This is a genomic window from Cupriavidus sp. 22TCCZM01-5 (assembly GCF_057798915.1).
On record NZ_JBYOJR010000026.1, the window covers coordinates 1 to 13796 of the forward strand.

12 protein-coding genes are annotated in these 13796 nt (G+C 67.8%); 1 reads left to right on the top strand and 11 read right to left on the bottom strand.

What is annotated here, in order from left to right; all coding sequences use genetic code 11:
• The first annotated feature begins 707 nt into the window (after window positions 1-707).
• Window positions 708-1460 carry a metalloprotease LoiP gene (gene loiP / locus AC3FNH_RS21990; RefSeq protein ID WP_276098344.1) on the top strand — a complete coding sequence of 251 codons (753 nt, stop codon included), beginning with the start codon at window positions 708-710 and terminating at the stop codon, window positions 1458-1460.
• A 118-nt stretch (window positions 1461-1578) separates the two neighbouring features.
• On the opposite strand, the gene hutG is transcribed toward loiP, so the two are convergent.
• The 11 genes from hutG to AC3FNH_RS22045 form a co-directional block, all read right to left on the bottom strand.
• Window positions 1579-2391: an N-formylglutamate deformylase gene (gene hutG / locus AC3FNH_RS21995; protein ID WP_488721555.1), complete on the bottom strand. Its 813-nt coding sequence runs from the start codon at window positions 2389-2391 to the stop codon at window positions 1579-1581.
• A gap of 55 nt (window positions 2392-2446) precedes the next feature.
• Window positions 2447-3853 carry a formimidoylglutamate deiminase gene (locus tag AC3FNH_RS22000; RefSeq protein ID WP_488721556.1) on the bottom strand — a complete coding sequence of 469 codons (1407 nt, stop codon included), beginning with the start codon at window positions 3851-3853 and terminating at the stop codon, window positions 2447-2449.
• A complete protein-coding gene (gene hutI / locus AC3FNH_RS22005) occupies window positions 3850-5130 on the bottom strand; it encodes an imidazolonepropionase (protein ID WP_488721557.1) in 1281 nt (426 codons plus the stop codon). Before hutI ends, AC3FNH_RS22000 begins: the two co-directional genes overlap by 4 nt.
• Window positions 5127-5720 (bottom strand): HutD/Ves family protein, encoded by a 594-nt coding sequence (locus tag AC3FNH_RS22010; RefSeq protein ID WP_488721558.1) that lies wholly within the window; start codon window positions 5718-5720, stop codon window positions 5127-5129. The genes hutI and AC3FNH_RS22010 overlap by 4 nt, the downstream gene beginning before the upstream one ends.
• Window positions 5717-7417: a urocanate hydratase gene (gene hutU, locus AC3FNH_RS22015; RefSeq protein WP_276098349.1), complete on the bottom strand. Its 1701-nt coding sequence runs from the start codon at window positions 7415-7417 to the stop codon at window positions 5717-5719. The genes AC3FNH_RS22010 and hutU overlap by 4 nt, the downstream gene beginning before the upstream one ends.
• A gap of 22 nt (window positions 7418-7439) precedes the next feature.
• Window positions 7440-9020 (bottom strand): histidine ammonia-lyase, encoded by a 1581-nt coding sequence (hutH, locus tag AC3FNH_RS22020; RefSeq protein ID WP_488721559.1) that lies wholly within the window; start codon window positions 9018-9020, stop codon window positions 7440-7442.
• Between the two features lie 80 nt (window positions 9021-9100).
• Window positions 9101-9868: a histidine utilization transcriptional repressor HutC gene (gene hutC / locus AC3FNH_RS22025; protein ID WP_276098351.1), complete on the bottom strand. Its 768-nt coding sequence runs from the start codon at window positions 9866-9868 to the stop codon at window positions 9101-9103.
• Window positions 9869-9873: 5 nt separating this feature from the next.
• Window positions 9874-10653 (bottom strand): ABC transporter ATP-binding protein, encoded by a 780-nt coding sequence (locus AC3FNH_RS22030; RefSeq protein ID WP_276098352.1) that lies wholly within the window; start codon window positions 10651-10653, stop codon window positions 9874-9876.
• Entirely contained in the window at window positions 10653-11507 is an 855-nt protein-coding gene (locus tag AC3FNH_RS22035; protein ID WP_488721560.1) for an ABC transporter permease, read from the bottom strand. The genes AC3FNH_RS22030 and AC3FNH_RS22035 overlap by 1 nt, the downstream gene beginning before the upstream one ends.
• A 16-nt stretch (window positions 11508-11523) precedes the next feature.
• Window positions 11524-12501 (bottom strand): ABC transporter substrate-binding protein, encoded by a 978-nt coding sequence (locus tag AC3FNH_RS22040; RefSeq protein ID WP_488721561.1) that lies wholly within the window; start codon window positions 12499-12501, stop codon window positions 11524-11526.
• A 313-nt stretch (window positions 12502-12814) separates the two neighbouring features.
• A complete protein-coding gene (locus tag AC3FNH_RS22045; RefSeq protein ID WP_488721562.1) occupies window positions 12815-13792 on the bottom strand; it encodes an NAD-dependent epimerase/dehydratase family protein in 978 nt (325 codons plus the stop codon).
• Between the last annotated feature and the right edge of the window lie 4 nt (window positions 13793-13796).

A 13796-nucleotide genomic window follows, 5' to 3' on the forward strand; every position in this document is an offset into this window, starting at 1 on the left:
GTCTATCCTGATCATCTACGCGGCAGGCAGTCTGGCTATGCCCTGTACCGTCTTCACCACCTCGGGCCCTTCGTCAGCCACGAAAACGCGTTTTTGGTTACTTTTGTCGCGAGACAAAAGTGACTCGCCGGCTACGCCGGCGAAACAGCAGCGCCTGCCAAGCACGACAACCCCGTCATTACCCATTCCCTGCAATCCGGCGAAGAACCCTTTTTCTGGGCGTCGCACCCGTGCCGCTCTGTTCAGTGGCGCACAGACCCTGATCCATTCCCATCGCACACTGATGAGGTGCGGCCAATCCGTTTCCTCGATCCCGCACTCTGCACCTCGCCGGCTGGCGCACGAGTCCCGGCGAGGTGCAATCGTTCGGGGGCCATCCATGCTCCGGATTCCCGGCCATGCGGTGGTCCAGAACCGCCCCCAGTAACACATCCCGCCGCATACGCCCCACCCCACCTTTGCCCTCATACGATCGGCTGTCGCCTCGGCGAAGTGCACGAACCGGCTCCGAGACCTCCTTCACCGCATTCGAAGTAGATTTGACATCACAGAGGACCAGCTCTGTTGCCAACGCGGCAGCGATCCATCCTGCCTTCCCCGGGGCATTTTCGCTAAACGCGCATTACGTGTCGGACGGAATCCACTGGCGTACCGGCTCCGCGCTTTCGTATCCTATGCATTGGTCAATCCCGCCCAGGAGCCCAACCATGACGCGATTCGCGCGATATGCCATCCCGGCCGTTGCCTGCGTTGCCTTGCAAGCCGGTTGCGCCAACATGAACATGGACAGCATGACGCAAGCCGGCGGCAGCCTGTTCTCCGCGGCCACGCTGACCGATGCCAACGTCAAGACTCTGTCTGACCAGTCGTGCGCAGAGATGGACAAGAAGAACACCATCGCGGCGGCCGACAGCACCTACGCCAGGCGACTGGCCAATGTGATGAGCGGCCTCGGCAATACCGGCATGCCACTCGACGCCAAGGTGTACATGACAAAGGACGTGAATGCCTGGGCCATGGCCAACGGCTGCGTGCGCGTCTACAGCGGCTTGATGGACCTGATGACCGACGATGAGGTCCGCGGCGTCGTAGGGCACGAGATCGGCCACGTCGCGCTGGGCCATACCAGGCACGCCATGCAGGTCGCGTACAGCACGTCAGCCGCGCGCGGCGTGCTTGGCTCGCTGGGCAGTCCGACCCTCACCGCGCTGACGTCGTCGCAGCTCGCCGACCTGGGCGAACAGTTCATCAATGCACAGTTCTCGCAGCGGCAGGAAAGCGCCGCCGATGACTATTCGTTCGACCTGCTGACGAAGAACGGCGCCAACCGGCAGGCACTGGCTTCCGCATTCCGCAAGCTGGCGACACTCGATGGCGGCCAGTCCAGCATGCTCAGCAGCCATCCCGGTTCGCTTGAGCGCGCCAAGCATATCGACGCGCGGCTCGCCGGCGGCAAGTAGTGGGCTGCGTCGCCATTGAGGTGCGGCGCGCCCGATCGGGTGAGGCAATCTAGCGCATGCCCCGCTCGTGACAGCAGGGAGGCGTTGTACCTCCCGCCGCGCCGCAACGCTGCTTTGCTCAGCGCCCTTCCACAAACCCCAGCACCGCCACCAGCATCTGCTGCAGCGACGGCTGCAGCGCCGAGGCCTTCGCCTCGTCATACGCAAACGGATACGACTCGCTCATGTACGCCGACTGCGCGAGTTCCAGCTGCACAGCGTGCACGCCAGCGCGCGGTTGCCCGTAGTTGCGCGTGATATAGCCGCCCTTGAAGCGCCCGTTCAGCACCGCGGTATGACCGGGCACGTCTTGCGCGATCTCCAACAGCTCGTCCGCGAGCGCCTGGTCGCAGCTCTCGCCGTTGGCCGTGCCAAGATTGAAGTCCGGCAGCTTGCCTTCGAAGAAACGCGGCAGCACCGAACGGATCGAATGCGCATCCCACAGGGCCACGGTGCCGTGCAGTTGGCGCAGGCGCGCCAGTTCTTCGGCCAGCGCGGCATGGTAGGGCCGCCACACGGCGTCGCGGCGCGCGCCGATCTCGGCCTCGTCCGGGCCTGCGCCGCTGGCGTACAGCGGCGTCTTGTCGAAGGTGTCGACCGGGCACAGGCCGGTGGTGTCCTGGCCGGGATAGAGGTTGGCGTTGTCGGGCGGACGGTTCAGGTCCACCACGTAGCGCGAGTGCGTGGCCGCCAGCACCGAGGCGCCGAGCTCGCGCGCGAAGTCGTAGAGGCGTTCCAGGTGCCAGTCGGTATCGGGCACCGTACGCGCCTCGGCGGTCAGCCGCTGCGACACGGTGGCGGGCAGGTAGGTGCCGACGTGCGGCATCGATACCAGCAGCGGGCGGGTGCCGCGATGCAGGGTAAAGGCTGGGGTATCGGTAGAAAAGGACATGGTTTGTGTGATGCTGGGCCGCCGCCCCAAAGTGACAAGGCGGCGGCCGCCGGTTTCAGTCGCCCAGCAGGCTCGCGCGCGCGGCCACGAACAGCCGGCCGGCGTCCGCCTGCAGCGGATGCGCGCCATGCTGCACGCGGCAACGGCCGGCGGTGCGGACTTCCGCTAGTGTCTCATGGCCGTGGTTGGCAAAGACGTGGGTGGCCAGCGCCTGCGCACCGTCGAGCCCCGCCAGCGCCGGGTGCGCGCCGTCGAGCACGACGAAATCGGCCTGCTGGCCCGGTGCCAGCCCGGCCACCGCGCGCCCCGCGGCACGTGCGCCGCCGGCCACGGCTTCGAGATACAGGCGGTCCGCAACCTGCATGTGCGATTCGGACGCCAGCACATTGCGCTGCTGCAGCGCCAGCCGCTGGCCATACTCGAACATGCGCAGTTCCTCGGCCACGCTGACGCTCGCGTGGCTGTCCGAGCCGATGCCCCAGGCACCGTGCTGGGCCAGGTACGGCGCGGCCTCGAACACACCGTCGCCAAGGTTGGCTTCGGTGGTCGGGCAAATGCCGGCCACGGCGCCGCTGTGCGCGAGCCGACGGCGTTCGTCCCAGTCCATATGGGTCGCATGCACGAGGCACCAGCGCGCGTCGACCTCGGCGTGGTCAAGCAGCCATTCGACCGGGCGGATGCCGGTCCAGGCGATGCAGTCGTCGACCTCGCGCTGTTGCTCGGCAATGTGGATATGCACGGGCGCGGTCGGATCCATTGCGTGCAGGCCTGCCAGCGCATGCGTCAGGCTTTGCTGCGGCACCGCGCGCAGCGAATGCGGGGCCAGCCCAAGGCGGGCGCCGCTCTGCCTGCACGCCGGCGCAAGCCGCTCAAGCAGCGTCAGCATGGCATCGGTGTCATGCAGGAAGCGGCGCTGCTCGGCCAGCGGGGGCTTGTCGCCGAACCCGGCCGTCTGGTACAGCACCGGCAGCAGCGTCATGCCCATGCCGGTACGCTCGGCCGCGCGCAGCAGGCGCAGCGACATCTCGGCCGCGTCCGCGTAGGGCTTGCCATCGATGTCGTGGTGCACGTAGTGGAACTCGCACACGCTCGTATAACCCGCACGCAGCATCTCGATGTAGAGCTGCGTGGCGATGGCCTCCAGCGTGTCGGGCGACAGGCGCAGCGCAAAGCGGTACATCTGCGTGCGCCAGCTCCAGAACGAGTCGGCACCGGCGGGATCTCCATCCTGCGTCACGCTGCGGTATTCGGTCAGCCCGGCAAAGCCGCGCTGGAACGCATGCGAATGCAAGTTCGGCATGCCGGGCAGCACCGGCCCGGCCGCGCGCGCCACGTCGGCCGCTGCGGATGCACCAGTCTGTACCGAAGTCAGGCGGCCATCGGCGTCCCATGCCAGCAGCACGTCGCGTGCCCAGCCAGTGGGCAGCAATGCGTGAGGCGCGAGAATACGTGCTTCGTTCATGCTGTCATGCCCTCCCCGCCGTGTTGCGACGGCGCCGGATGGATGCGTCCCTGCCGCACCACGGCGGCGGCCGGATTGCGGCCGAACCAGTAGGCCAGCTCCGCCGGAGAGTCGACGCGCCAGAGCACGAAGTCCGCCGCGCGGCCCGCTGCGAGCACGCCATGGCGGTCAGCGGCACCAAGTGCGCGCGCCGCATGCATAGTCACGCCGGCCAGCGCCTCGGGCACCGTCAGGCGGAACAGCGTGCAGGCCATGTTCATCATCAGCAGCAGCGATGTGACCGGTGACGTACCCGGATTGTGATCGGTGGCGATCGCCATCGGCACGCCATACTGGCGCAGCAGCGCGATCGGCGGCAGGTTCGTGTCACGCAGGAAATAATAGGCGCCCGGCAGCAGCACCGCCACCGTACCCGCGGCCGCCATGGCCGCCACGCCGGCTTCGTCCAGGTGCTCCAGGTGGTCCGCCGACAGCGCGCGATGACGCGCGGCCAGCACGGCGCCTCCAAGGTTGCTCAACTGCTCCGCATGCAGCTTGACCCGCAGGCCGTGACGGGCGGCAGCGTCAAAGACGCGCTCGGTCTGCGCCAGCGAAAAGCCGACCGATTCGCAGAACGCATCGACGGCATCGACGAGCCCTTCCCCGGCGAGTGCCGGCAGCATGGTGTTGCACACCAGGTCGATGTAGTCGTCGGCGCGTCCCGCATACTCGGGCGGCAGCGCATGCGCACCGAGGAAGGTCGTGTGCACCGACACGCCGAAGGCTTCGCCGAGACGGCGCGCCACGCGCAGTTGCCGGCGTTCGGCCTCCAGCTCCAGGCCATAGCCCGACTTGATCTCGATGGCCGTCACGCCTTCGGCAAGCAGCGGCGCGAGCCGGGCCGCCGCTTGCGCGAACAGCGTCTCTTCGTCGGCGGCGCGCGTGGCGCGTACCGAAGACACGATGCCACCACCCGCGCGTGCGATCTCTTCATAGCTGGCGCCGGCCAGCCGCATGGCGAATTCGTCGGCGCGCTGGCCGCCGTAGACCAGGTGCGTATGGCAATCGACCAGGCCCGGCGTGATCCACGCCCCGCCTGCGTCATGGCGCGGCAGGCCTCGATAGTCGGCGGGCAGTTCCGCTTCGGGACCGAGCCAGGCAATGCGGCCCTGCTCGACTACCAGCGCACCGTCGCGCACGGCGCGTTCCGGGTCGGCATCGGGCAGCAGGTGACAGCGGTGCCAGACTCCGTCGGCGGATCGGGCTTCGGGCCGTCCCGCAGCAAAGGGCGCGGTCATTGGTCAGTCTCCGTTTCCAGCGTGATGCACAGGCAAAGCGAATCGTCCTCGAGCGGTGCGAGGGCATGGAACGCGGCGGTAACGCCGGTCGGATACCAGACGCCCTCGTTGGCGCGCAGCGGCTCCATCAGGCTCGCGCCGGGATCGCGCCAGGCACCCTTGAGCACGAACAGCGCCACGGCATCCTCGCCCGAGTTGAAGGAAAAACCGCGCCGCATGGCATGCACCTGTGCGCGGCAGATGCCACGGCGCGCCATCACATTGAAGTCGCGCGTGGCGCCGTCGATCAGCGTGGCGTCCACCGCGACGTCGCCCGCGAACGCGAACGGCTCGCCGGCAGTATCGAGGCGATGGTCGAAGCTGCCGTCGGCGGCGCGCAGGCGCACGCCCGCGCCATCGAGCAGCACGATCTGCCGGTCGATGCCCGCGAACGCCGAGAACGGACCATCCGCGCAGATGTCGGCGACGCTGATGCGCCACGCAAAGTCATCGAGTCCCGCATCGGGCGGCCACACGGCGACTTCGCGCGTGGTGCCGCCGCCGTTCTTCCACGGCGTGGGCGAAAGGGTGTCGAGTGCGAAGCGGGTCATGCGCGGTTCACCATCGGCAGGTTGAGGCCCTTCTCGCGCGCGCAGTCGAGCGCGAGGTCATAGCCGGCATCGGCATGGCGCATCACGCCCGTGGCCGGGTCGTTCCACAGCACGCGCTCGATGCGCCTGGCCGCGGCGTCGGTGCCGTCGCAGACGATCACCACGCCGGAATGCTGCGAGAAGCCCATGCCGACACCGCCGCCATGGTGCAGGCTGACCCACGTGGCTCCGCCCGCCGTATTGAGCAGCGCGTTGAGCAGCGGCCAGTCGGACACGGCGTCGGAGCCGTCGCGCATGGCCTCGGTCTCGCGGTTCGGCGATGCAACCGAGCCGCAGTCGAGGTGGTCGCGGCCGATCACGATGGGCGCCTTGAGTTCGCCGGACTTCACCATCTCGTTGAACGCGAGGCCCGCGCGGTGGCGTTCACCGAGCCCCACCCAGCAGATGCGCGCGGGCAGGCCCTGGAACGCGATGCGGTCATGCGCCATGTCGAGCCAGCGGTGCAGGTGCTTGTCCTCGGGGAACAGCTCCTTCATCTTGGCATCGGTCTTGTAGATGTCCTCGGGATCGCCGGACAGCGCGACCCAGCGGAACGGGCCCTTGCCACGGCAGAACAGCGGGCGGATATAGGCGGGTACGAAGCCCGGGAAGTCGAATGCATTCTTCACGCCCTCGTCGAACGCGACCTGGCGGATGTTGTTGCCGTAGTCGACGGTGGGCACGCCCATCTTCTGGAAGTCGAGCATGGCCTGCACGTGCTTCACGATCGACGGACGCGCCGCGGCCTCCACCGATTTCGGATCGTGCTGGCGCGCCTGCTCCCATTGCGCGACGGTCCAGCCTTGCGGCAGGTAGCCGTTGACGAGGTCATGCGCCGAGGTCTGGTCGGTGACGATGTCCGGGCGCATGCCGCCCGCCTGTGCGCGCTTGACGAGTTCGGGCACGATGTCGGCGGCATTGCCAAGCAGGCCCACCGAGATCGCTTCCTTCTTCCGCGTGGCCTCGGCAATCATCGCCAGCGCTTCGTCGAGCGTGGTGGCCTTCTTGTCGAGATAGCGCGTGCGCAGCCGGAAGTCGATGCGCGACTCCTGGCATTCGATCGCCAGCACGCAGGCACCGGCCAGCACGCCGGCCAGCGGCTGCGCGCCGCCCATGCCGCCGAGGCCGGCGGTCAGGATCCACTTGCCCGACAGGTCGCCGCCGTAGTGCTGGCGGCCCGCTTCGACGAAGGTCTCGTAGGTGCCCTGCACGATGCCCTGCGTGCCGATGTAGATCCACGAACCCGCGGTCATCTGGCCGTACATCATCAGGCCGGCACGGTCGAGTTCGTTGAACTTGTCCCAGTTGGCCCAGTGCGGCACGAGGTTCGAGTTGGCGATCAGCACGCGCGGCGCGTCCGGGTGCGTGCGGAACACGCCGACCGGCTTGCCGGACTGCACCAGCAGCGACTCGTCCTCGCCCAGGCGGCGCAGGCTGTCGAGGATGGCGTCGAAGCATTCCCAGTTGCGCGCGGCCTTGCCGATGCCGCCGTAGACCACCAGGTCCTGCGGGCGCTCGGCCACGTCGGGATCCAGGTTGTTCTGGATCATGCGGTAGGCCGCTTCGATCAGCCAGTTCTTGCAGTGCAGCTGCGTGCCGCGCGGCGCGCGGATCTCGCGCTGGCCGCGCTGGAGGAATTGGGATTCGCTGGCGTTCATGGTTGTCTTCTCCTTGCTGCGATCATGCGCTCATGGCGTTGGTCGGCAGGACGTCGCGGACCGCAGCCGGCCACCCCGCTCCCGCATCGCCCTGCACCACCCACTGCTTCATCGCTTCGATATCCGGGGCCAGGTAGCGGTCCGCTTCCACGAACGCCACGCGCGCGCGGATGCGGGCCAGCTCGCTCTCGATCAGCGGCGACGACTTCAGCGGCCGGTGAAACTCGATGCCCTGCGCAGCCGCCATCGCCTCGATGCCGACCACCACTGCGGTATTGGCGGCCATGTCGCCGAGCCGGCGCGCGCCGTAGGTGGCCATCGACACGTGGTCCTCCTGGTTGGCCGACGTCGGCAGGCTGTCCACGCTCGACGGATGCGCGAGCGACTTGTTCTCCGACGCCAGCGCCGCCGCGGTGACCTGCGCGATCATGAAGCCCGAGTTCAGGCCGCCGTCGCGCACCAGGAACGGCGGCAGGCCCGACAGGCCGGTGTCCAGCAGCAGCGCCAGGCGGCGCTCGGATATCGCGCCGATCTCGGCGATCGCCAGCGCGATGATGTCGGCGGCGAAGGCCACCGGCTCGGCGTGGAAGTTGCCGCCGGAGACAACGTCGCCCTGCTCGGGGAACACCAGCGGGTTGTCCGACGCGGCGTTGGCCTCGATCTGCAGGATGCGCGCGGCGTGCTGCAGGTTGTCGAGGCAGGCACCCATCACCTGCGGCTGGCAGCGGATCGAGTATGGGTCCTGCACGCGGCCGCAAGTCTTGTGCGAATCGACGATCTCGCTGCCGTCGAGCATCGCGCGCACGGCACCGGCCACCGCGATCTGCCCCGCCTGGCCGCGCGCTTCATGGATGCGTGCGTCGAACGGCTTGACCGAACCCTTGATCGCCTCCAGCGACAGCGCGCCGGCCACCAGCCCTGCCGCGAAGGTGTCTTCGGCGGCGAACAGCCCCGCCAGCGCCAGCGCGGTCGACACCTGCGTGCCGTTGAGCAGCGCCAGGCCTTCCTTGGGACCGAGTTCGAACGCGGACAGGCCGGCACGCGCCAGCCCTTCGGCGGCCGGCACGCGGCGGCCATCGACCATCACGTCGCCAACGCCGATCAGCGTGCACGACAGATGGGCCAGCGGTGCCAGGTCGCCTGACGCGCCGACCGAGCCCTTGGCCGGGATGCACGGCGTCACGCCGTGGTTGGTCAGCGCGAGCAGCGCTTCGATGATTTCGGGACGCACGCCCGAGTGGCCACGCGCGAGGCTCACCGCCTTGATGGCCAGGATCAGGCGCACCGTGTCCTCGGCCAGGTCCGGACCCGTGCCGACGCTGTGCGAGAGCACGAGATTGCGTTGCAGCGCGGCCAGCTTGTCGTTCGGGATGCGCGTCTGCGCAAGCTTGCCGAAGCCCGTATTGATGCCATAGACCACGGCATCGGCGTCGATGATGTCCTGCACGGTGGCCTGCGCGGCACGGACACCGGTCCAGGCCGAGTCGGCCATCTCCAGGCGCACTTCGCCGCGGTAGATGCGGCGCAGGTCGGCCAGGGTGACCTGGCCCGGATGCAGGGTCAGCAGCGGGCGGTCGGCTTGTGCGGATTGGCTGGCGTTCATGGTTCGATTCCTGTCTTGTATGTTCCTGTCTATACAGCTTAGAACAAAATTTTGGTGGGATGGCTGACTTCTGTCGGAAATCAGCCGAAGGCGGGATTGCCGTCGGCGCGGAAGCGGCTGCCGAGGCGGTAGCGGTTGCCCGGGTGCAGGCAACGCACGAAAGTGACCGGCACACCGTTGGTCCAGGTACGGCGGGTCAGCATCAGGCACGGTTGCGTCGGCGGCATTTCCAGCTGCGCGGCCTGGTCGGGCGTTGCGGAAATGGCGTCGACCACGTGCTCGACCTGGTCGTAGGGCACGTTGCGCAGCAGGTACTCGCCGGGCTTGATCTGGCTGAAGTCCTGACTGATGAAGTGCGGCGCCACGCGCGGGTTGACGTAGCGGTCTTCGAGCTGAACCGGCACGCCGTCCTCGCGGTGCACGCAGACCGAATGGAACACCGATTCACCAGTGCGCAGTTCGAGCGCCGCGGCCACTTCGATCGATGCCGCAACGCGTTCGACCAGGATCACGTCGCAGGCGTAGTCATGCCCGCGCATGCGGATCTCGTCCTGCAGGTTGACCACGCTGAGCAGCGTGGACTGCGGCTTGTGCTCGGCGACGAACGTCCCCACGCCGGCCACGCGCACCACCCTGCCCTGCTCGGACAGTTCGCGCAGCGCGCGGTTGACGGTCATGCGCGACACGCCGAAGCGGTTCACCAGCTCCTGCTCCGACGGCACCCGGTCGCCCGGCTGCCACGCGCCGCTCTGGATCTGGCGCGCGATGTACTCCTTGACCTGCTGGTAGAGCGCGGTCGGAGAGTTCGTGGCGGAAGTGGCTGGCCCCTGGCCCGCGGCGTGGTTCATGGTCTTCAGTGTTCGGCCGCGGCCATGGCCTCGGCGCGGATCTCCTCGGTCAGCCGCGCCTTGAGCGCGGAAAACTCCGGCGACGTCTTGATCGTGTAATGGCGCGGATGCGGGAAATCCACCGCGATCTCGCTCTTGATCCGACCCGGCCTGGCGGAAAACACCGCCACCCGGTTGGCCATGAAGATGGCCTCGTCGATATCGTGGGTCACGAATAATACCGTCTTGCGAGAAGCCTCCCAGATGCCGAGCAGCAATTCCTGCATCAGCACGCGGGTCTGATTGTCGAGCGCGCCGAACGGCTCGTCGAGCAGCAGGATCTTGGGATCGTTGGCCAGCGCGCGCGCAATCGCGGTGCGCTGCTGCATGCCGCCCGAGAGCTGCTTCGGGTAGTGATGCTCGAAGCCGCGCAAACCCACGCGCTGGATGAAGAAGTCGCTGCGCTCGCGCTGCTCGGCCTCGCTCATGCCGCGCTCGCGCAGGCCGAAGCGTACGTTCTGCTCGATCGTCAGCCACGGGAACAGCGTGTACGACTGGAACACCATGCCGCGGTCGGCGCCAGGGCCGCTGACCGGCTGTCCGTCGAGCAGCACGTTGCCGCCCGAGGGCGAGTCGAGGCCCGCCACGATGCGCAGCAGCGTGGACTTGCCGCAGCCCGACGGGCCCAGGATGGTGACGAAGTCGTTGTCGCGCACTTCGAAATCGACCGGCAGCAGCGCCTGGGTCTGGCCGCCGCGCGGGTTGGTGAAGGTGCGCGAGACCTGCTGGATGGACAGTGCGCTCATCAGATCGAACTCCACGGGAACAGGCGCTGGTTGGCCTGCTTGAAGACGAGGTCGGACACCAGCCCGATGCAGCCGATGACGATGATGCCGAAGATGATCTGCCCGGTGTTCAGCAGCGCCTGGCTGTCGGTAATCATGTGGCCGATGCCCGAGGACGAGCCGATCAGTTCCGCGACGATCACGTAGGTCCACGCCCAGCCCAGCACCAGGCGCAGGATCTCGGCGATCTCCGGCGCTGCGCCCGGGATCAGCACGCGCTTGACGATGCCGCGGCTGTTGGCGCCGAGCGTATAGGCGGCTTCCACCAGGTCCTTGCGCGCGCCGCCCACGGCGACCGCCACCATCAGCACGATCTGGAAGAACGAGCCGATGAAAATCACCAGCAGCTTCTGCGTCTCGCCGATGCCGGCCCACAGGATCAGCAGCGGGATGAAGGCCGAAGCCGGCAGGTAGCGGCAGAACGAAACGAACGGTTCAAAAAACGCTTCGGCGGCCTTGTACGCGCCCATCAGGATGCCCAGCGGCACCGCGAGCACCGCCGCCAGCACGAAGCCCCCGAGCACGCGCCACACGGTCATGCCGATATCGCCGATGAAGTTGTACTGCGTGAACAGCGTCAGCCCTTCGCGCGCCATGGTCGCCGGATCGGCCAGGAAGGTGCGCGGCACGAAACCGCCCAGCGTCACCACGGCCCATATCGCGAAAAACAGCACGAAGAAGGACAGGCCCAGCACCCAGCGCGCGCGCGGCGACACCGGCACCAGCGGCGACAGCCACGGATGCCGGCGGCGCGCCGGCGCCGCCTTGGCGGCCAGGGCGACCGGCGCCGGGGAACTCACTTGAACTTGCGCCATGACATCAGCCCCTTGCTTACTTGAGGAAGCGTGCGTCGTACAGAGCGGTGACGTCCGGCACCTGGCGGATCACGCCGATGTCTAGCAGCACGCCGGCGGCTTCCTTGCTGAAGCTGGCCAGCTCGCCCGAGAAGAACTTGCGGTTGGCCTCGCGATCCTGCCAGCGCAGGTAGGCCGACGACTTGGCGAACTGCTCGCCGGTCTGCTTGACCGCCGCGCCCATGATCTCGTTGGACTTCTCGGGCTCCTTGCGGATCATCTCGAGCGCTTCGAAGTAGCTGTCGACCAGTGCCTGCGCGGCCTTGGGATTGTCCTTGAGCCACTTGGGCGCGCAGCCCAGCGTGTCGGTCACCATCGGGTAGTCGAGCGTGGTGGCCAGGATCTTGCCCTTGTCAGGGTTCTGGCGGACCGTGGACAGGTAGGGCTCGTAGGTCATGGCGCCGTCATTCTGGCCGGCCACGAAGGCCTGCGCGGCCGCCTGCGGCGACAGCGTGGTGGTCTTCACGTCCTTGAGCGTCATGCCGTTTTTCTTCAGCATCCAGGCCAGGCCAAAGTACGGCGCGGTGCCGGGCGCGTCCACGCCGATAGTCTTGCCTTTCAGATCGGCAAAGCTCTTGACGTCGGTGCGCACGGCGAGGCCGTCGGCACCGTAGGACTTGTCGAGCTGCACGATCTGCGTGATGGGCACGCCGTTGGCGTTCCACGCGACATGCGTTTCGACCGTCGTAGCCGCGCACTGGATCGCGCCCGAGGCCAGCGCAAGATGGCGGTCCTTCTGCGGAATCATCTTGATGTCCACATCGACGCCGTGCTTCTTGAAGATTCCCGCCTTGTCGGCCAGCGTCAGCGGCGCGAAGCCGGTCCAGCCGCTCATGCCGAGCGTGACCTGCGTGGTCTGGGCGTGGGCCGCTCCGGCCATGGCAACGGCTGCGAACAGCGACGCACGGGCCACGCGCCTGGCGGCCTGACCTGCAATCCGGCTCTGAATCCTCATCGGTAAGCTCCTTTGGTTTTGTCCGTCAGCGGCGGCACCATGCTTGTGGCACCGCTCGTTTCCGGCGATTTTACAATCCTGTATATACAAGTCAACGTAGTACTTGCCCGAGGCGATGATCCACTACGAGAGCCAGTTGTGCACTTTCACTGCGAATTACGGAGCAAAGTGCCCAATAAAGCAGCCGCCAGCGGCCAAAGCGGATGCACGGCTCCAGGGCAAGAAACCAGTCGCTGTATAGACAGGAAACGACGCGGCGAGCGGGAACGCAAGCGCCGTGCCTGAAACGGCACGGCGGGGGGATCCTCTCGGCTCAGGCGTCGAAGAAGGAGGAAACGGTGGGATAGCGCAACCGCAGGCGCAGCTCGCGTTTCAGGCGCCGGTTGTCGAGGCGGCGCGATTCGCTCATGAAGCTCAGCAGCGTGGGATCCATCACTTCACGCGCCTGCTGGCGTGTGATTCGCGGCGGCCGCGGCAGGCCACGGCGGTCGGCGACCAGGTCGAAGTAGTCGGCCATGCGCAGCTCGGTATCGTCGCTCGCATGCACCACGCGCTGGGGGAGTCCGCGGAACAGCGCGGCAACCATGGTCCGCGCGAGGTCGTCGGCGTGGATATGGCTGGTGTAGACATCGTCCTGCGGCGCCAGGGCCGGTGTGCCGCGCTTCAGCCGCGCGAGTGGCAGGCGGTCCTCGGCATAGATTCCGGGAATGCGCACGATGCTGGTGCGCCAGTTGCCAGCCCGGCCGAACTCGCGCACCGCGCGCTCGGCCGCGACGCGGCGCCGCGCGCGCGCCGTCTGCGGGCGCACGCGGGCGAATTCGGCCACGCGCGCACCGGCGCGGTCGCCATAGACGCCCGAAGTGCTGGCATAGACAAACGCCGGACGGGCCCTGCGCCGCTCGGGTAGAATGACGGGCTCGCCGGCGTGCGCCCGGTTGCGGCGCCATGCGCTGCGGCGCAGGGTGGCGAGCAAGGCGCGTGTGCGCGGATCGCCCTCTCCCACCCCGGGCGGCGGCGCCAGGTCCAGCACACGGCCTGCCAGGCCGCGCAGGCGTGCGAGCGTGGCGGGTCGGTCCAGATCCGCGACCAGCGGTACCGCGCCGGCGGCACGCAGCTCGGCCCGGCGCGCCGGCTGCGAGGTCACGGCAAAGACACGCATGCGCGCCGACAGGATTCGCAGGCAGCGCGTCCCCACATCCCCGCACCCCACGATCAGCAGGCGCGGGCGGCCCAGGCGAACGGCAGGGCCCGGACGGCGCAATGGCTGCAGCTTCAGAAGATTTTCGCTCATAGAT